The organism is Altererythrobacter sp. MTPC7, assembly GCF_042851395.1.
In the GTDB taxonomy this organism is placed as follows: Bacteria; Pseudomonadota; Alphaproteobacteria; order Sphingomonadales; family Sphingomonadaceae; genus CAJXSN01.
Map to the genome: position 1 here is coordinate 1 of NZ_BTGS01000007.1, position 17,900 is coordinate 17,900.

The window sequence follows — 17,900 nt, forward strand, 5'->3', positions numbered from 1 at the left end:
GCGCAGCTGAGCTTTCGGCTCAGTTTTCGCTAATCGAGGGGGGGTAATACGGAAGACAGGTGGGCCGTCAGTATCGGACGGAGCCTCGCTGAAGCTGTATTCGAACACGGCAAGCGGCGCGAGAACATACGCGCCGGTATAATTAGAGAGACGAAGCGTGCTTGTGTCACGAAGGATGTACCTCTCTGCATTCGTCAACGCCGACCTTTCGAGGGCGGATGAGGCGGTGCCTTGTAGCACGTGGAATGTGCGGAAGGTCCCGTCCGGATCGAAAAGCGCGCCGATCGCGACCCGGCCGCCCTCGCCCGTACGTATCGCCCGGGAGGGATAGCTATCGGCGATCCGCTCCATGGCTTTCTCGCCAAGCCAGGGCATGCCGAGCGCCTCTGGCCACTCCTCCAGCACCACGACCGTGCTATCCGCTGGAAGTAGGCCCTCGACCGGCTGCCCCAGCCGCGCATTGGGGTCGCCTGTGCGCAAGACCAGTTCCGCCCGTCGCTGTATCGCCGGATCGTCGCTGGCAAGGCGGCTCTGCGCGATCCTGTTTTGAAGTCCGATCAGCCGCTCAAGCATTGGGGCGTCCAAATCCGGAGCGGTGAAAGGGTTGAGGCTCCCGAGCGCATCAGAAGCAGCCTCGTAATCGGCAAGCCCCCGCTTGGGATCGGCCAGAGCCTCCGCCACGAGAATGCGCGTCCGCGCACCCTTTCGCATGGCGTGTCGGCTCGGCTGGGTCCGGTCTGCGCGGTGAAATTCGGGAAGCAGGCGCGCCGCTTCGCGCAGGTCGAACTTCGCATGTGCAGGATCGACAAGCGTTTCCAGCACCATGCGGTCGCGTGCCGGATTGTTGCCGAACTGCCGGATGGCCTCCGCCCAGTATTCGGGCTTCACGAGAAACGACTGCAGGCGTTCCTGCGGCACGCCATCCGGCAATTCGTCTCCCAGATAGGGCGTTGCACTGCATACGCCGCCATGAAAAGTCGGGGCCGGCGACATGATCCAGCTTCCTGCGATCGCCTCGATCCTTCGCGGCTCGGGCAGGCTCTCCGGCGCCCACTTCAGGAAATCTTCGACAGCTAGCGGTGCTGCGCCTGCTCTTACCGGCGAACCGAGTGCAGCATCGGCGAACGCAAATGCGGCCTCCCCTTGCTGCGGGCATTCATTCGTCCCGTTCACCAGCGCCCGCACGGCTCCGCCAATGTCCGAATAGGCAAGCGTGCCGGTACCCAGACGTTGCAAAACATCCTGTCGGCCCCTCAGCAAGGCGCGGCATTCGGCGCGAAGGCTGACCGGTTCCCCCTCCAGTTCGATAATCGGCATGAAAGAACACGCCGCAACCGAAGACGCCGATAGCAGGGCCGACAATGCAACCCCCGCCATGGCCGTTCGCATGGGCAGCCCGAGTTGCAAAAATGCCCCCTACCAGCCGGTCCAGAACCGGCGATTGGCAGGATCGGCCAGCCGTAGGATGGAGGTCGCTGCGACCAGTATGGCGGCAGCGATACTGGCATAGGCGACGGCAGGCGCTTCCTGCCCGCCGCGGAAATAGATCGCCAGCAGGGCCCACAGGAACACGAGCGCATAATACGGCGCGCCGCGGCTGCGCGAAATAGCGAGCGAGGCGATGCAGCCGCCCACCACGACGACGGCCGCGGTGATCATCGCCTCTGCGGCACCGAAATCGGCGCCGTGATATACCAGTGCGGCTGAGATGTTCACGATGCTCGCCGCAGTCAGCCAAGCGGCCAAAGCGGTGAACAGCAGCCCGACCAGCCACCGCTCCGCCGTCGTCATTACGCGGTGCAGCCCGGCGACTGCGCGCATGATGACGAGCAGGCAGACAAGAGAGGCCAGGATAATCAGGGCCGACACCGCGGTCAGCGCAGCGCCCTGCGTGTAGACGGCCCATACCCCTCGCGCGGCCAATGCCCCGGCGGACCACCAGCCGATCTTGCCCAGCAGCGCGTTGCCCCGCTGGGCCGGCAGCGCCTGCCAGATGGCGTAGCAGGCGGAGCCGAAGAACAACGGCCCCCAGATGGAAAACGCCCATCCGGACGGGGTAATCAGCGTCTGGATATCGTCGGAACGGCTGCCGATATTCTCGCCGAAGCCCAGCGCCGGCAGGAAGGTCGCGCCGATCTGGACGATGACGGCGAGGATGATGGCCACGATCTGGGCCATGCTGCGGCGGGCGTGCAAGTCTCTCATTTGAAAAGGGATAGACCCAACGCTGCACGGTAGGACAGCGAAAAGTGCCAGGGGGCCTGTAAGCCGGGTCCTGTCCAGCGGGCGGTATGCGCGCCTCGGTTTCCCAAGAACGCACCAGCCCCGCATGGGCAGCCATTCATCTGGTCTGCGGATTGCTCCGCAGCTCTAGCAGCCAACCCGGGCCTCTCGGGGCGAAACACCCCTGCCTGTGAAGGCGCGAGGCCCCTATTTGGCCTTGCTCCGGGTGGGGTTTGCCATGACGGTCGCCGTTGCCGGTTCCCCGGTGCGCTCTTACCGCACCCTTTCACCCTTGCTTCGCCGAAACGAAGCGGTCTGCTCTCTGTGGCACTTTCCCTCGGCTCGCGCCGGGCGGGCGTTACCCGCCACCCTTGTTTCGTGGAGCCCGGACTTTCCTCGCTTCGAAAGAAACGCGGCTGCCCGGCCCCCTGGCACGCCTCTATCTAGTCACGCCCCGGTCCCTGTCCAGCAGCAACTGGAACAGGATCGCCCGGACCTGCCCGTCGATCTCGCCATCTATCTTTTCAGGGCGCCAGCGGCGCTGGAAGGCCTCGACCGCCTTGTACCCGTCCGTCACATCGTATCCGAAGCGTTCGAGCGCGAGGTAGAAGCTGGCATCGTTGTCGAACGGATCGCCTTTCTCCAGCTTTTCCGGCCTCGGCAGGCAGAGGCCGTATTCGGCCAGGCGATCCCACGGGAACAGTTCGCCCGGGTCGATCTTGCGCGCAGGCGCCACGTCGGAATGGCCGACGACATTGGCGCGCGGAACATCGTAACGCTTCACCAACCGGGCCACCAGCGGGACGAGCGCCTCGAACTGGGCGTCGTTGAATTCGCGGTAGCCATAGGCATGGCCCGGATGGTCGAGCTCGATCCCGACGCTGATGCCGTTCACGTCCTTGTGTCCGCGCCAGTAGGACACGCCCGCATGCCATGCGCGCTTTTCCTCCGGCACGAGGCGCACGACCTCGCCCTGTTCGCCGATCAGGTAATGCGCGCTGACCTTGGCCTCCGGATCGCACAGACGCTCGATCGCGAACCCCTTGTCCTCCATCTCGGTGTAGTGGATCACCACCATCGAGATGGGATCGGTCCGCTCGTCGAAATTGGGCGAGAGGACCTCGCGGTCGACCAATTCGTCTTCGCTCAGGGGCAGGCGTTCGCCCGCCCTGCCGAAATCGCTCGCGCTGTTATCGCCGTTGCCCATCAGCCGATCATCCCTTCCCCTTCGGGAATGACGGCGCCCAGCAGCAGCGAATCTTCGCTGCGGTGATACTGGACGGAGCCGCCCATGTTCTCCGCCATCATCCCGATCATCCATGCAGGCGCGGTGCGGCCCGACAGGTCTGCGGGCGCAAGGTCCCCCTGCAGCGCCTGACCGATCGTGTCGTCGAAGGCGATTTTCGGCCCCGTCGCGCGCACCACAATCTCGCTCGCCCCGTTATTGCGTTCCGCACCGATATCCAGCGTGCCGCCGCGCACCAGCGATTCCAGCGCGATATGCGCAAGGTTCAGCATGGCCTTCACCGCCGGTTTGGGCAGCGTGTCGACATCCAGCGCCCAGCGCAGTTCGATCCGTTTCGCATCGCCTGCCAGCGCCTCTATCGCGGCGCGCGGTTCGGCCATTTCGACCTTGTCGCCAAAGCCGCCTGCGGCCCCGAAGGCGAGGCGGAAGAATTTCAGCTTGTCCGCGCTGGCCTTCGCGCTTTGGCCCAGCAATTCCAGGCACCGCTCGCGCATTTCGGGGTCGGTTTCGTCGGCCAGCAATTCCAGCCCGTTGGTCATCGCACCCACCGGGCTGAGGAGGTCGTGGCACAGGCGGGAGCACAGGAGGCTGGCGAATTCGACGGGATCAGGTTGGGTCATTCAGGAAGTCTGGCCTTTCAATGAACGCGCGAAGTTGACAATGTTGACAGCGCCCACGCCGCATCGAAACCGCTATCTGCCTGTAAGATAATGGCAAATCGCCGATATGCGAAATTGACACTTTGGCCGGGAGCCGGCGAAACTTCGCCCTTTCGTGGCGTTGGACATGGGCGCGACACTAGCCATCTGTTTCGCTGTAGGAAAGCGCCGCGAAGCCCTGCTCGCCATCTCTCCAGAACCGGATGTCCGATTTGGCGACGATGGCCCAGATCCGCCCGTCGCCGGATGCCGAGGCCCGGTCGGTCGCGGAAGGGCTGGCGGGTCCGCGCGGGTGCGAATGGTAATAGCCGGCGACCGCCTGCCCGTTCCCGTCCCCGGCCCCGTCCCCGTCCCCTGCCCCATCCCGCGCGGCGCGGTGGGCGTCGATCAGCGCCTGCGGGTCGATCTCGAAATGTGTGGCGGGCTTGGGATGGACATTGCGTGCCGGGCGGATCGCGGTAATCGCCTCGCCGCGCCCCAGCAGGATGCCGCAGCATTCCTCCGGGTGCGCCGCCCGGGCCTGTTCCAGCAGACCTGCGATAACCGCCCTTGTGACTCGTAGTGTCATTGCCCAAGACCGCTAGCATGACTTCGCCCGAAATCATCACCGGAACGATTCACCAGCCGGGCCGGCTGGACAAGACGCTGGCCGAGGCGAGCGGCCTGTCGCGCGAGCGGGTGAAGGCGCTGATGGCGGCGGGTGCGGTGTTGGTGGGCAAGAGGCCGGCGACCAACCCTTCGACGAAGATGCAGGCGGGCGCGCATTTCGCCATCACCCTGCCCCCCGCGCAGGAGCCGGAGGCGAAGCCGCAGGCCATTCCGCTCGACATCGTGTTCGAGGATGCGCACCTGCTGGTGGTGAACAAGCCCGCCGGCATGGTCGTGCACCCGGCTGCGGGGAACCCCGACGGCACGCTGGTCAACGCCCTGCTTCACCACTGCGCGAAGGATGGCCGGACCACGCTGTCGGGTATCAACGGCGTCGCGCGGCCGGGCATCGTCCACCGGATCGACAAGGATACGTCCGGCCTGCTGGTCGTCGCCAAGACCGATGCCGCGCATGAAGGGCTGGCCGCACAGTTTGCCGAGCATTCGATCGACCGGCACTACCTCGCGGTATGCGCAGGGCGACCCGACCCCCGGTCCGGCACCATCGCCACGCGGCTGGGCCGCAGCGACGCGAATCGCAAGAAGATGGCCGTGCTCCCCGATACCTCCAGAAGGGGCAAGCACGCGGTCACCCATTACGAGACGATAGAATTGCTTCGCGGCTGCACATTGATCCGATGCACGCTGGAAACCGGGCGAACCCACCAGGTCCGCGTTCACTGTGCGTCAATTGGTCATGCGCTATTAGGGGATCCACAATACGGACGCGATCCGAAGGATTTGCGACCTCTTCTCAAGCGGTTGGGTTTCGCCCGCCAGGCACTGCACGCAAGCACCCTGGGCTTCACCCATCCCGTCACCGGCGAACGGGTCGATTTCCGGGCCGAACTGCCGGCCGACATGGCGGAACTTATCGACGAAACCGCTCGTTGAAATCGACGAAGAGGACTGCAAACCGGCGGTGTTTGCATTTATATGTAACCCAGTGGCCCGTTTGACCGGATGCCTGTTGCAGGGTCCGGTTACGAGAGGTCGACGCTAGAAAGGTCAGGGACTACGTGAGCAATAGCAAGGCAGTGGCCATACCGGCCCTCGGCGGGGAGCAGAGCCTCAACCGCTATCTTTCCGAAATCAAGAAATACCCCGTGCTGACGGCGGAGCAGGAATACATGCTCGCCAAGCGGTACGAGGAGCATGACGATCCCGACGCGGCGGCGCAGCTCGTCACGTCGCACCTGCGGCTGGTTGCGAAAATCGCCATGGGATACCGCGGCTATGGCCTGCCGGTCAGCGATCTCATCTCCGAAGGCAATGTCGGCCTGATGCAGGGCGTGAAGAAGTTCGAAGCCGATCGCGGCTTCCGCCTCGCGACCTATGCGATGTGGTGGATCAAGGCGAGCATGCAGGAATTCATCCTGCGCAGCTGGTCCCTCGTCAAAATGGGCACCACCGCCGCGCAGAAGAAGCTGTTCTTCAACCTTCGCCGGATGAAGAAGCAGCTGGAAGCCTACGAGGATTCCGACCTGCATCCCGACGACGTGGCGCAGATCGCCTCCGACCTCGGCGTGCCCGAGCAGGAAGTGATCAACATGAACCGCCGCATGATGATGGGCGGCGACGGATCGCTCAATGTCTCCATGCGCAATGGCGAGGAAGGCTCGGGCGAATGGCTCGACTGGCTGACCGATGATCGCCCGCTGCAGGACGAAACGGTGGCCGACGCGCAGGAAGCGGAAGTCCGGCATGAAATGCTGACCGAAGCGATGGATGCGCTGAACGACCGTGAGAAGCACATCCTGACCGAACGCCGCCTGACGGAAAAGCCGCAGACGCTGGAGGAACTCTCCAAGGTCTACGATGTGTCACGCGAACGCATCCGCCAGATCGAAGTCCGCGCCTTCGAGAAGCTGCAAAAGGCGATGAAGGCGATTGCCGGCGAGAGGCTGCTGGGTTCGCCTGTGGCGGCTTGAGCCGAGGTTTCAGTGACGAGAAGGGGCGGTGGGCTATGCTCGCCGCCCCTTTTTTACGAATCGCGTAAGTTGATGCGATTGGTGAATCCAGCCGCGAGGCAACGACTATTGAATTCAGGCGAAAAGACTTCGTCCCATTCAAGGTATGACGGCGCGCAAACGCAGTTCGAAGCTCGGTGAGCCAGTACCATTGTCTGCGGCCATATAACCTGTCGGGACTATTCGAACGTGTGTGATTGCCGGGTCCGTGCCATCGCCACTATCCACCGGCGTGTAGTCGAAATTGGCTCCGTCGGTTGAAAAGGAATAACAATCGGTTGTGCTCGCCAATGAAACGAAAACACAGTTGAGACCCGTTGCCGGGCTGCCGTCAGTATATCGGATAGGTCCACTGCCCGGTCCGCCAAAATCGTTCACCACGAGTGAAAGATTTGGTGGCAATTGCTCTGTCACGATTACGCTATCGTAATTCGGCGGCGCGTTACCGGCGTTCGTTACGGTAATGGAATATTCGACCGTGGCACCTGGAACATTGAAATCGCCTGACGGGCCATCGGTCCCGAAACGAATTTTGGTAATATCCAGGTCGGCACGCAAATTGGCATGGAATGCTCGGGAGAATGCGATGATTCCGGCCCGTTCGGCATCGGCCGTCGCTACGCTACGCTCGTTGTCCTGATCACGGTCCTCATCCACGCGAAGGGTGATTGTGGAGGCATTCACTGCGCAATACCGCAGCCAACCGCCATCGGCATTTCGCCGCGACAACTTTTTCGCGACCACGACAGCGCTTCCGCTGGATTGACCAAATCCATTGGAAAAACATCCATTGTCCCACCCGCGGATGTTAAATCCCGTGGTAACGGCACTCCAAGTCACAGCAGTGCCGGCGGTGTCCGGAAACGTCCCTGCTTGTCCAGCAGGAAATGCGATCCAGCCTATCGTCTCGGCGCTGGGGAACGGACCGCTATTGGCCTGGCTGCGATCAATCGCGATTTGAAATCCGGTTGCCGAAGGGTTTTGGGCAATTGAAGTGATGTGTGGACGCGAAGATTCGTTGGCGACATTCCGCGTTTCGCTATTCGCAGACTGCAAGTGGTGCACCACGGTGGGCGTAAAGGGTAGGGCAGCACTGAAATTTACGTTAGCCCACCGTGCCACTCCCCCTGTGAAGCCCGAGCCGAACTGGGTGGCTGTCGTAGAGACTCTGCCGGCCTCGATAATCGTTCCGCCGGGCAGGACGTGTCGGCCCGGTTCCACCGCGATATAGTGCACCGTCATGGCGATATGGCGGCCATCCCAATTATCAGGTTCGAGAATGAGTTCATCGAACCCTGAAGTGGTGACATTCGTGATGCGAATGCTGGCAGAATTGTTTCCTTGTTGCGATGGCAAGGCGATGACGACCGGGGGGACGTCGAAAGTCTGCTGAAACGACACAAAATCTGGGGTTCGGTTTCCCCCTAATGTGTCATGAGCGGTGAAAGTACCCGCCTCGATCCGACCGGCAATGGCCGATGAGGGCGCTAAACACATCACTAGCGCCAGCATCAGAACAAGGCAGCATGCCCAATTGCGCATATCGAGAAAGCGAGGATGGGACACTGTCACATCATTACACCGCCATACTTAACAGAAAACTGAAAAATGGGTGTCTATCGGCACGCTTTGTTTGGCGAGAGTTGCAGATAGACTTCAACCACCCCCCGCCAGATCCATCACAGCCGCCACCATCGCCTGCGTGCCCAGCGTCACGCTTTCCCGCGGGGCGATCTTGAACAGGGGGCTGTGGTGGCTGGGCACCGGAGGGCCGCCGGCTTCGGCGGCGGCGAAGGCTTCGGGCGGTGTGCCGCCGACGGCGAAGTAGTAGCCGGGGACGCCGGTGTCTTCTTCGACGAAATAGGAGAAGTCCTCCGCGCCCATCGTGGTCTGCTCGAAATCGCGGAAGGTGCCCTCGCCGAATGCCTCGCGGAACACGCCGTTCAGCCGCTTGGCCAGTGCGGGGTCGTTGTTGGTAACGGGCGTGCCTTCGCTCACCGTCACTTGCACCGGCAGCTCGTCGGGCAGGCCGTGGGCCTTGCCGATGCCGACCGCGACCCGCTCGATGGCGGAAAGCAGCTGCGCGCGCGTCTCCTCGTCGTTCGCCCGCACCGTCACCTGCAGGTTCGCGCGGTCGGAAATGATGTTGTGCTTCGATCCCGCCTGGAACGAGCCGACCGTGATGACGGCAGGCGAGAGCGGCCCGACCTCGCGGCTGACGATGGACTGCATCGCGGTGACGATCTGCGAGCCGATATAGACCGGGTCCTTCCCCATATGCGGCGCCGCGCCATGCGCGCCGATGCCGGGCACCATGATGTCGACGCTGTCAGCGCTGGAATACTGGATGCCTTCGGATGCCGAAAGCTGCCCCGTCGGCAGCAACGAAGTGACGTGGAAGGCGAGCGCGTAGTCCGGCGTGCCGAACCGCTCGTACAGCCCGTCCGCCATCATTGCCTTGGCCCCCCCGACGCGTTCCTCCGCCGGCTGGACGACGAACATCAGCGTGCCCGACCAGTCGTCCTTCGCCGCCGCCAACGCGCGCGCCGTGCCGACCATCGAGGTGATGTGAACGTCATGCCCGCAGGCATGCATCACCGGGTATTCCTTGCCATCCTGCCCAGTTTGCGTGGCGGTGGAGGCATAATCGAGGCCCGACTTCTCTTCCACTGGCAGCCCGTCCATGTCGGCGCGCAGCAGGATCAGCGGGCCATCGCCGTTCTCCAGCATGCCGACCACGCCGGTGCCGCCGACGCCCTCGGTGACGGTGAGACCAGCCGCGCGCAGCTCGCTCGCCATTCGGGCGGCGGTATTGCTCTCCAGGAAGGACAGCTCCGGGTTCTGGTGGAAATGAACGAACAGGTCTTCCAGGTGTGCGTCGTAATCAGCCTCCACCTCGGCGGCGAAGGGCCCCTGCTGCGCCTGCAGCGATGTCGCCGCCAGCAATGCGCCCATGCCCAGCGCCGCCTTCCATGCTGCCCGCTTGCCCAGTCCCGTCATCACCTGTTCCCTTGCTCGAAAAATCTCTCCTGCCGCAGAAAGCACGCGCCGCGCCGGGCCGCAAGCTCTCCGATTGCCTGCACCGGGGCCGGAGGGTAGAGCATGGCCGCAATGTTCCGGGTCCTCTCCTTCCTCGTAAAGCTGGTCGTCGGCTTCCTCGCGCTCAGCCTGTTCCTCGTCTTCCTGTTCAAGTTCGTGCCCGTGCCGGTCACCGCGACCATGCTGCTGGACGACAACGGTTATACCAAGGACTGGGAGCCCCTGTCGGAGATCGACCGCGACCTGGTGCGCGCGGCCATCGCGGCGGAGGACGGCAAGTTCTGCACGCATAACGGCTTCGACGAGGAAGCGATTGCCAGCGCCATGCGCAGCAATGCGGAAGGCGGGCGGATCAGGGGCGGCTCCACCATCAGCCAGCAGACTGCCAAGAACGTCTTCCTGTGGCAGGATGGCGGCTATGTCCGCAAAGGGTTCGAGGCGTGGTTCACCGTCCTGATCGAACAGATCTGGGGCAAGCGGCGGATCATGGAAGTCTATCTCAACGTCGCGGAAACGGGCATCGGGACCTACGGCGTGGAAGCAGGCGCGGAACGCTATTTCCAGAAGGGCGCGGCGCAATTGAGCCCGTCGGAAGCGGCGCGCATGGTCGTCGCCCTGCCCCTGCCCAAGAAACGCAGCGTCGTGAACCCGACCGGCTGGCTGCGCCGCCACGGTAACACGATCGCTGCCCGGATCGGCGTCGTGCAGCGGGACGGGCTCGACGCCTGCATCTACGAATAGCGCGATGCACGGAAGTCACGGCCACTCACACGCACATGCGCACGGCGACGGGCATTCGCACGCGCCTGCCGATTTCGGCCGCGCCTTCCTGGTCGGGATTGTCCTCAACACCGGCTTCGTGGTGGTGGAGGCGGTGTACGGCATCCTTTCAGGCTCCATGGCGCTGGTGGCCGATGCGGGGCACAACCTCTCCGACGTGCTGGCCCTGTTGCTGGCATGGGGCGCGAGCGTCGCGGCGAAGAAACCGCCGACCGCGCGGTTTACCTACGGGTTCAAGAGCTCGACCATCCTCGCCGCGCTGGCCAACGCGGCGCTGCTGCTGGTCGCGATCGGCGCGATCCTGTTCGAAACGATCCACCGGCTGGGCAATCCCCAGCCCGTGCAGGGCATGACCGTGGTGGTGGTCGCGGGGATCGGCATCGTCATCAATGCCTTCACGGCATGGATGTTCATGCGTGGGCGGGAGCACGATTTGAACATTCGCGGCGCCTACCTGCACATGGCGGCCGATGCGCTGGTGTCGCTGGGCGTGGTGCTGGCGGGCCTCGCCATTCTTGCCACCGGCTATGTCTGGATCGACCCGCTGGTCTCGCTGGTGATCGTGGCGGTCATCGCTTGGGGCACGTGGGGGCTGGCAAAAGACAGCGTGAAGATGGGCCTCGCCGCCGTACCGGAAGGGATCGACGAGGCGGATGTCGACGCGTTCCTGAATGGCCTTTCCGGGGTCGAAGCGGTCCACGACCTGCATATCTGGCCGATGAGCACCACGGAAACCGCGCTGACGGCGCACCTGGTCATGCCGGGCGGCCACGAGGGAGACCCATTCCTCGCCGCGCTGTCGGAGGAACTGAAACACCGCTTCGGCATCGGTCATGCAACGGTGCAGATAGAGCAGACGCCCTATTGCGCGGGGGCGTGCGGCGGACCTTCCTGACCGGCAGCGATTTTTCGCAGCGACGCTTTTCCGGCACCTTTACCCCGCTTCGCGCGTTTGGGGGACGAACCTGGCCGATTACCGGGCAGGACATCGCAGAACATCGGGCCCGAAGCACGGGCCAAATGAACAGGCCAAACAAGCAGGGATTCCTCATGAAGAAACTGATCCGTAACTCGCTCGCCATTTCGCTCGCCGCCGTTCTGGCCTCGGGCTGTGCCTACAACACCGCCGACGGCATGGGCAGCACCAGTGCCGCGACCTCCACCATGGTCGGCGGCGTCGCGATGCTGCCGTCGCGCACGATCGTGGAGAACGCCTCGATGGCGCCGAACCTGTCGACGCTGGTCACCGCGGTAAAGGCTGCAGACCTTGTCAGCACGCTGTCGAGCCCCGGCCCGATCACCGTTTTCGCGCCGACCAACGAAGCCTTCGACGCGCTTCCGGACGGCTTGCTGGAAACCGCGCTGGAGCCGGCGAACAAGATGCTGCTGACCAATGTTCTGACCTATCACACGGTTGCCGGCGAAGTGACCGCCAGCGACCTGATGGACATGATCGAGGCAGGCAATGGTAGCGCACAGATCACCACCCTGTCGGGCGGCACGCTGACGGCGCGCATGGTCGATGGCCGCGTGGCAATCACCGATGCATCGAACCGCACCGCTTATGTGACCCAGGCCGATGTCATGCAGTCGAACGGCGTCGTCCACGTGACTAACGCCGTGTTCCTGCCGGAGATGTAAGTCTTCCCGCCCATCGGGACTTTTGAAGCCCGCCCCCGCGCAGCCGCGCCGGGGCGGGTTTTTTTATGGTACGCGGTAGAGCGTGGCCGGGGGATGTCGGTAGCGCAGTTTCTGCCACAGGCCCTGCGGCAGGCTTTGCGAAATGCCGCTTGCCTCCAGCAGGCGCGCAAGGATCCCCGCTTCCGGCACGTAGGTGCCGACCACCTGCCAGTCCGGCTGCGGACGATAGGCAGGCGCGGCGTCCTCGCTCATGAACGCATTGGGCACATCCGCGCGGGCGGGATTATGGAAATAGAGGTCGCCTGCACGTGGCGGCGCATCGCTCACCCTGTCCGCCGCATCGATCCAGCGCAGGGGTATGCGTGCACGGAAACGGGTCATGGGATCGGTGACGAGTGGCCCCTCGCTTTCCTCCAGCACCGCGACCAGCGTCTCTTCGCCGAATGCGGGCTCCTTGTTCTCCACCATGATGGCGACGAAGTTCGCGCCGACCAGGGCCAGCAGGACGACGAGCGCGCCCCAACGCAGCCTCGCCGCGCCGCCTTGCAGCAGCAGACCGATCGCCGTGCCCGCCAGGATGGCGAGCAGCGTGCTGGTGATCATGAAATAGCGGGGGTTGAGCGGAAGCAGGCTCTGCGCCGCGCCGACACAGACGAACCACACCGCCGCCAGCAGGCTCATCAACCGGGCCATGCGGCGAATGCGCGGGCCGACCGACCGTGTGGTGCACAGCCACGCTGCAGCAGGCACGGCCACGAAGGTCAGCAACATGAATTCCTGGTTCGCCAGCAGGACCAGCAGCGGATCGATTACAGGGTGGACGATCACGTTCCCGGCCAGGTCCACCGTCCGGTCGATGGTGGAATCGTGGTTCATCGCGATGTTGAAGCGGTAGAGCGGGTCGCCCGTCATCACGGTCAGATACAGGATCTCCAGCGACCACACCGCGAGGAAGCCTGCCGCCACCCACAGATAGTGCCAGCGCGCAAAACCGTAGCTGGCGAGGAACAGCAGCGCATAGAACACGGCGACGAACACCGCCGTCTCCCGCGTCAGGAAAGCGACACCGCACAGCGCACCGGCGGCCAGCAGCTTGCCACGCTCAGGCCCGTTTTCGATACAGTCCAGCGAAAGGGCGAAGGCTGCGAACAGCAGCGCCATCTCGATGATATCGACGCTGGCAATGCTCGCCTGCACCGCGATCAGGGGGCAGGTGACGACCGCAACCAGCGCGGTGAAGGCGGGTATCGCGCCCGCCCGGTCCCTCACAACTCGCCATGCGAGGTAGAGGAACCCGATCAGGAACAGCAGCGACGGCAGGACGAAAGCGAACTCGTTATCGCCCAGCAGCGTGAAGCTGAGCGCCATCGGGATGGTGATCGGATAACGGATCGTCCCGTGCCCGCCGACATAGGGAAAGTCGTCGATCCAGCCATAGGCCCCCACGGCATAGGTCGTGTCGTCCGACGCGATGAAGCCGACCCATGACAGGGCAACCAGACCGGCGAGCAGGACCAGCCCGGCCCACAATCCACGGCGCCCCGTGCCAAGGAATTGCAATGCCCCGTGCATCAGTCGGCCCTGAAGACGAGCGTGCGCGACAGCAGGAAGGCGGTGGAAATCACCGCCACCTCTGTCACCAGTTTTGCAGCGAATGCGTCCAGGCCCGCCTGCTCGACCAGGGCCCACAGCAGGGCGGAGGACAGCGCCATGTTGAAACCCAGCAGCGCGACATAGCCTGCGCCCTGACGCGTTCGCGAGCCGGCACTGGCCCCGCGAAAGGTCACATTGCGGTGGAGCACGAAACCTGTCGCCGCCCCCGCCGCCTTGCCCGCGATATTGGCGGGTAGCCATGCCCCGGGCAGGACCAGCAGCGATCCTGCATAGACCGCGATATCGGCAGCAAGGACAATCAGTCCCACCGCGCCGTAACGCAGCGTTTGCGGCACGACGTGATTGCTCTCCAGAAGGCTCTTCATCGCTCGGCCGTACCCGGCCTGGCCGGCTGCGGCGCTGCGCTGGCCAGCAGTTCCGCCAGCGATGGTGCGGGCTGGATCGGTGTGCGCGGCTCGTTCGACATGTCGAGCGCCAGGAAATTGAGGAACAGCTGGAAGCCCAGGATGATCGGCAGCACGGCCAGCATCACCGTGCCCGTGCTGGCCGGTGCGCCGGTGCTGATGGAAATATACCACTCGATTGCCCCGAACACGCCGCCAAAGGCGAGCAGGATCAGGCCGAGCAGCAACTGGGCGGAGGCGAGATTGAAGTCGCGCAGGAAGTAGGTGTAGAAAATCCGCTTCGCCAGTTCGCGCATATGCTTGGTGAAGAACTGCCCAAGCACGTTCCGGATGTGCAGATTGCTGGTCTCGTCGCCATAGACCGCCTCCATCGGCACATCGGCGACCACCGCGCGCGCATTGCCGAGATTGATGAGCATGTCGGTTTCGAAGAAATACCGCTCCGAAATGTTGCGGAATTCCAGCGCCTGCGCGGCTTTCGCATGGATGGCGGTATAGCCGTTGGTGGGATCGAACACGCGCCAGTAGCCGCTCGACAGCTTGGTCAGGAACGACAGCGCGGCATTGCCCCACAGGCGCACGCGCGGCATCTGGCGCACGTTCCAGAGCGAATGAAACCGGTTGCCCTTGGCATAGTCGGCATGGCCTTCCAGCACGGGCCGGGCGATGGTTTCGATCAGCGCCGGGTTCATCTGCCCGTCGCCGTCCAGTTTGACGATGACATCCGCCCCGGCCGCTATCGCGGCGGTATAACCGGTCATCACCGCTCCGCCGACGCCCTTGTTCTGCTCGTGCCGGATCACGGTCACGCGCGGGTCGGTGCAGCGCTGCTCCACCAGAGTGCCCGATCCGTCGGGACAGCAATCGTCGATCACGTAGATGGCCTGGACTTCCGGCCCGATCGCTTCGATCACGCCCAGCACGTGGTCGGTCACCTTGTAGCTGGGAATGACCACAGCCAGGCGTTTGTCGAAGCGTACGGGCGCGATGCGGCTCATGTTTCAGGCGGTTCCGATGCGAATGGCTCGGCCCCGCCCTAATCGGACCACGTAAACAAACCGTGTGGAAGGGTTAATGCACGGGGAAGGATGGGACCGGCGCTGGCCTGCCGGCATTCATCGCCGGGCGCGCACCCAGCGTTCGGTCAGCCAAAGGACGAAAGCGTAGGAGAGGACCATCACCGCTCCGGCGAACAGCAGTCCGCTTAACGCGTCGCCTGTCTGGTTTTCCTGCGGGACGAGCAGCGGTGTCAGGGAGAACACCACTAGAAACAGCGCGAACAGGATGGGGATCGCCAGCGTAATCGTGCGCCGCGATCCCATGCGCGTCACCTTCCCATCGAGGCCGTAATGGCCCGGAAGCTCGGCAAAATCGCGATAGCGCCGCTCCGCCCAGATACCGGCCGCGAGCAGGATGGCGGCGAAGGGCAGTGTCACCACGAATGGCAACCACTGCCCTGCCATGTCAGGCCGCTTCTTCTTTCTTGCCCTTGTCCGCGCTGACGACGCGGACCGGTTCCTTGCGCCCGTCGACCACGTCCTTGTCGATCACGACTTCGGTCACGTCGTCGAGATCGGGCAGGTCGAACATCGTGTCGAGCAGGATGCCCTCGACGATGGAGCGCAGGCCGCGTGCGCCCGTCTTGCGCTTGATCGCCCGTTCGGCAATCGCGCGCAGCGCCTCGTCGGTGAAGGTCAGTTCGGTGTCTTCCAGCTCGAACAGCTTGCCGTATTGCTTCACGATCGCGTTCTTCGGTTCCTGCAGGATTGTGACCAGCGCATCGACATCGAGGTCGTGCAGGGTCGCGATGACCGGCAGGCGACCGACGAATTCGGGGATCAGGCCGAATTTCAGCAGGTCTTCCGGCTCGCTCTTCTCCAGCAGCTCGCCAACGCGGCGTTTGTCCGGATCGGCGACATGCGCACCGAAGCCGATCGAACGCTTCTGCAGGCGGTCGGCAATGATCTTGTCCAGCCCGGCGAACGCGCCGCCGCAGATGAACAGGATGTTCGTCGTATCGACCTGCAGGAATTCCTGCTGCGGATGCTTGCGCCCGCCCTGCGGCGGAACGCTGGCCGTGGTGCCTTCCATCAGCTTGAGGAGCGCCTGCTGCACACCCTCGCCCGACACGTCGCGGGTGATGGAGGGGTTTTCCGCCTTGCGCGTGATCTTGTCGATCTCGTCGATATAGACGATGCCGTGCTGCGCCTTGTCGACATTGTAGTCGCTGGCCTGCAGCAGCTTCAGGATGATGTTTTCGACGTCCTCGCCCACGTAACCCGCTTCGGTCAGCGTGGTGGCGTCGGCCATGGTGAACGGCACGTCGAAGGTGCGTGCCAGCGTCTGCGCCAGCAGCGTCTTGCCGCAGCCGGTGGGACCGACCAGCAGGATGTTCGACTTCGCCAGCTCTACATCGCCGGATTTCCCGGCGTGCTTCAGGCGCTTGTAATGGTTGTGCACGGCGACGGACAGCACGCGTTTCGCGCGTTCCTGCCCGATCACGTAGTCGTTCAGCGTGGCGAAGATTTCGGACGGCGGGGGAACCTCGCCTTCCTTGCGGCCGGTCATTCCGGCCTTCGTTTCCTCGCGGATAATGTCGTTGCACAGCTCCACGCATTCATCGCAGATGAACACGGTGGGTCCGGCAATCAGCTTGCGCACCTCGTGCTGCGACTTCCCGCAGAAGCTGCAGTAAAGGGTGCTCTTGCTATCGGTTCCGCTCAATTTCGTCATATCCTGTATCGTCCCCGATCCGGCAGCAGATGGTGCGCGCGGATTCGGCCAACCTATCGCTGGTTTTCCATATTACAACCTGCCCCGTAGTAGCAGGCGCGCCTTAGCCACGCCTGAAGGGGCTAGGTTGCCAAGTTCTTATGCGCCCGTCCCGATGCGGGGCGGAAGCGCGCGGGCCGCCCCTTCCTTACGAAGGAGCGCCGCCCGAACCCTTGTCCTCGTCCGCCGTCGGCTCTTCACCTTCGGGACGGGTTTCGAAGACCTTGTCGACGAGGCCGAACTTCATCGCCTCTTCCGCCTCGAGGAAGGTATCGCGGTCCATCGCCTTCTCGATTTCGTCGAGGCTGCGGCCGGTATATTTCACGTAGAGGTCGTTCATGCGCTTCTTGATGCGCAAGATCTCGCGGGCCTGGATCTCGATGTCGGAGGCCATGCCGCGTGCGCCACCGGACGGCTGGTGGACCATGATGCGCGCATTGGGCAGCGCGATCCGCATGCCCGGCTCGCCCGCGGCCAGCAGGAAGCTGCCCATCGATGCGGCCTGGCCCATGCAGACGGTGGAAACGCGCGGCTTGATGTACTGCATCGTGTCGTGGATCGCCATCCCGGCCGTCACCACGCCGCCGGGCGAGTTGATGTACATGCTGATCGGCTTGGACGGGTTCTCGCTTTCCAGGAACAGCAGCTGGGCGGTGATGAGCGATGCCATGCCGTCTTCCACCTGCCCGGTGACGAACACGATGCGTTCGCGCAGCAGGCGGCTGAAGATGTCGAAGCTGCGTTCGCCGCGGCTCGTCTGCTCGACAACCATCGGGACCAGCGCGCCGGTCAAGGGATCGCGGGTGAACTGTCCCTGGGTTGCGTGTGCGTCGGAGCCGAAAAGATCGATCATGGGGTCAAGTGTCCTTGGGAAAACATGGAAATGCGAACAGCCATGTCGGAC

18 protein-coding genes and 1 other RNA gene are annotated in these 17,900 nt (G+C 63.7%); 5 read left to right on the plus strand and 14 right to left on the minus strand.

What is annotated here, in order from left to right; translation table 11 throughout:
* From ACGHJ7_RS07455 to ACGHJ7_RS07480, 6 genes are all read right to left on the minus strand, one after another.
* Positions 1-1,317, minus strand: a 1,317-nt coding sequence (locus ACGHJ7_RS07455) for an energy transducer TonB (RefSeq protein ID WP_390475981.1), incomplete at its 3' end; no start/stop codon positions are given.
* A gap of 99 nt (positions 1,318-1,416) precedes the next feature.
* Positions 1,417-2,205 carry a hypothetical protein gene (locus ACGHJ7_RS07460; RefSeq protein ID WP_390475983.1) on the minus strand — a complete coding sequence of 263 codons (789 nt, stop codon included), beginning with the start codon at positions 2,203-2,205 and terminating at the stop codon, positions 1,417-1,419.
* 43 nt (positions 2,206-2,248) lie between these two features.
* Positions 2,249-2,655: RNase P RNA component class A (gene rnpB / locus ACGHJ7_RS07465), an RNA gene on the minus strand.
* Between the two features lie 7 nt (positions 2,656-2,662).
* Positions 2,663-3,430, minus strand: a complete 768-nt coding sequence (locus ACGHJ7_RS07470; RefSeq protein WP_390475985.1) for an N-acetylmuramoyl-L-alanine amidase — start codon at positions 3,428-3,430, stop codon at positions 2,663-2,665.
* Entirely contained in the window at positions 3,430-4,089 is a 660-nt protein-coding gene (locus tag ACGHJ7_RS07475; RefSeq protein WP_390475987.1) for a histidine phosphotransferase family protein, read from the minus strand. The genes ACGHJ7_RS07470 and ACGHJ7_RS07475 overlap by 1 nt, the downstream gene beginning before the upstream one ends.
* A 178-nt stretch (positions 4,090-4,267) precedes the next feature.
* Positions 4,268-4,696, minus strand: coding sequence for a Mov34/MPN/PAD-1 family protein (locus ACGHJ7_RS07480; protein WP_390475989.1), 429 nt, complete (start codon positions 4,694-4,696; stop codon positions 4,268-4,270).
* A gap of 17 nt (positions 4,697-4,713) precedes the next feature.
* Here ACGHJ7_RS07480 and ACGHJ7_RS07485 point away from each other — a divergent pair, with 17 nt between their 5' ends.
* A complete protein-coding gene (locus tag ACGHJ7_RS07485) occupies positions 4,714-5,670 on the plus strand; it encodes an RluA family pseudouridine synthase (protein ID WP_390475991.1) in 957 nt (318 codons plus the stop codon).
* A gap of 125 nt (positions 5,671-5,795) precedes the next feature.
* On the plus strand, positions 5,796-6,707 hold the full coding sequence (gene rpoH, locus ACGHJ7_RS07490) for an RNA polymerase sigma factor RpoH (RefSeq protein ID WP_390475994.1): 912 nt from the start codon (positions 5,796-5,798) through the stop codon (positions 6,705-6,707).
* Positions 6,708-6,845: 138 nt separating this feature from the next.
* On the opposite strand, the gene ACGHJ7_RS07495 is transcribed toward rpoH, so the two are convergent.
* Complete coding sequence (locus ACGHJ7_RS07495) at positions 6,846-8,258, minus strand: H-type lectin domain-containing protein (protein ID WP_390475995.1); 1,413 nt, start codon at positions 8,256-8,258, stop codon at positions 6,846-6,848.
* Between the two features lie 144 nt (positions 8,259-8,402).
* Positions 8,403-9,746 carry an amidohydrolase gene (locus ACGHJ7_RS07500; RefSeq protein WP_390475997.1) on the minus strand — a complete coding sequence of 448 codons (1,344 nt, stop codon included), beginning with the start codon at positions 9,744-9,746 and terminating at the stop codon, positions 8,403-8,405.
* Between the two features lie 111 nt (positions 9,747-9,857).
* Here ACGHJ7_RS07500 and mtgA point away from each other — a divergent pair, with 111 nt between their 5' ends.
* The 3 genes from mtgA (at position 9,858) to ACGHJ7_RS07515 (ending at position 12,206) form a co-directional block, all read left to right on the plus strand.
* A complete protein-coding gene (gene mtgA / locus ACGHJ7_RS07505; protein ID WP_390476291.1) occupies positions 9,858-10,526 on the plus strand; it encodes a monofunctional biosynthetic peptidoglycan transglycosylase in 669 nt (222 codons plus the stop codon).
* A gap of 4 nt (positions 10,527-10,530) precedes the next feature.
* The gene (locus ACGHJ7_RS07510) at positions 10,531-11,460 is read left to right on the plus strand and encodes a cation diffusion facilitator family transporter (RefSeq protein WP_390475998.1); all 930 of its coding nucleotides are present in this window, start codon (positions 10,531-10,533) and stop codon (positions 11,458-11,460) included.
* 155 nt (positions 11,461-11,615) lie between these two features.
* Entirely contained in the window at positions 11,616-12,206 is a 591-nt protein-coding gene (locus ACGHJ7_RS07515) for a fasciclin domain-containing protein (RefSeq protein WP_390476000.1), read from the plus strand.
* A 63-nt stretch (positions 12,207-12,269) separates the two neighbouring features.
* Here ACGHJ7_RS07515 and ACGHJ7_RS07520 read toward each other — a convergent pair whose 3' ends face one another.
* The 6 genes from ACGHJ7_RS07520 to ACGHJ7_RS07545 all read right to left on the minus strand — a co-directional run bounded on the left by ACGHJ7_RS07520 (position 12,270) and on the right by ACGHJ7_RS07545 (position 17,849).
* Complete coding sequence (locus ACGHJ7_RS07520) at positions 12,270-13,778, minus strand: ArnT family glycosyltransferase (RefSeq protein ID WP_390476002.1); 1,509 nt, start codon at positions 13,776-13,778, stop codon at positions 12,270-12,272.
* Positions 13,778-14,185, minus strand: a complete 408-nt coding sequence (locus ACGHJ7_RS07525; protein WP_390476004.1) for a GtrA family protein — start codon at positions 14,183-14,185, stop codon at positions 13,778-13,780. Before ACGHJ7_RS07525 ends, ACGHJ7_RS07520 begins: the two co-directional genes overlap by 1 nt.
* Positions 14,182-15,222, minus strand: coding sequence for a glycosyltransferase family 2 protein (locus ACGHJ7_RS07530; protein ID WP_390476006.1), 1,041 nt, complete (start codon positions 15,220-15,222; stop codon positions 14,182-14,184). The genes ACGHJ7_RS07525 and ACGHJ7_RS07530 overlap by 4 nt, the downstream gene beginning before the upstream one ends.
* 117 nt (positions 15,223-15,339) lie before the next feature.
* Entirely contained in the window at positions 15,340-15,687 is a 348-nt protein-coding gene (locus tag ACGHJ7_RS07535; protein WP_390476007.1) for a hypothetical protein, read from the minus strand.
* A 1-nt stretch (position 15,688) separates the two neighbouring features.
* Positions 15,689-16,957: an ATP-dependent Clp protease ATP-binding subunit ClpX gene (gene clpX / locus ACGHJ7_RS07540; protein ID WP_390476009.1), complete on the minus strand. Its 1,269-nt coding sequence runs from the start codon at positions 16,955-16,957 to the stop codon at positions 15,689-15,691.
* A 187-nt stretch (positions 16,958-17,144) separates the two neighbouring features.
* The gene (locus ACGHJ7_RS07545; protein ID WP_390476011.1) at positions 17,145-17,849 is read right to left on the minus strand and encodes an ATP-dependent Clp protease proteolytic subunit; all 705 of its coding nucleotides are present in this window, start codon (positions 17,847-17,849) and stop codon (positions 17,145-17,147) included.
* Between the last annotated feature and the right edge of the window lie 51 nt (positions 17,850-17,900).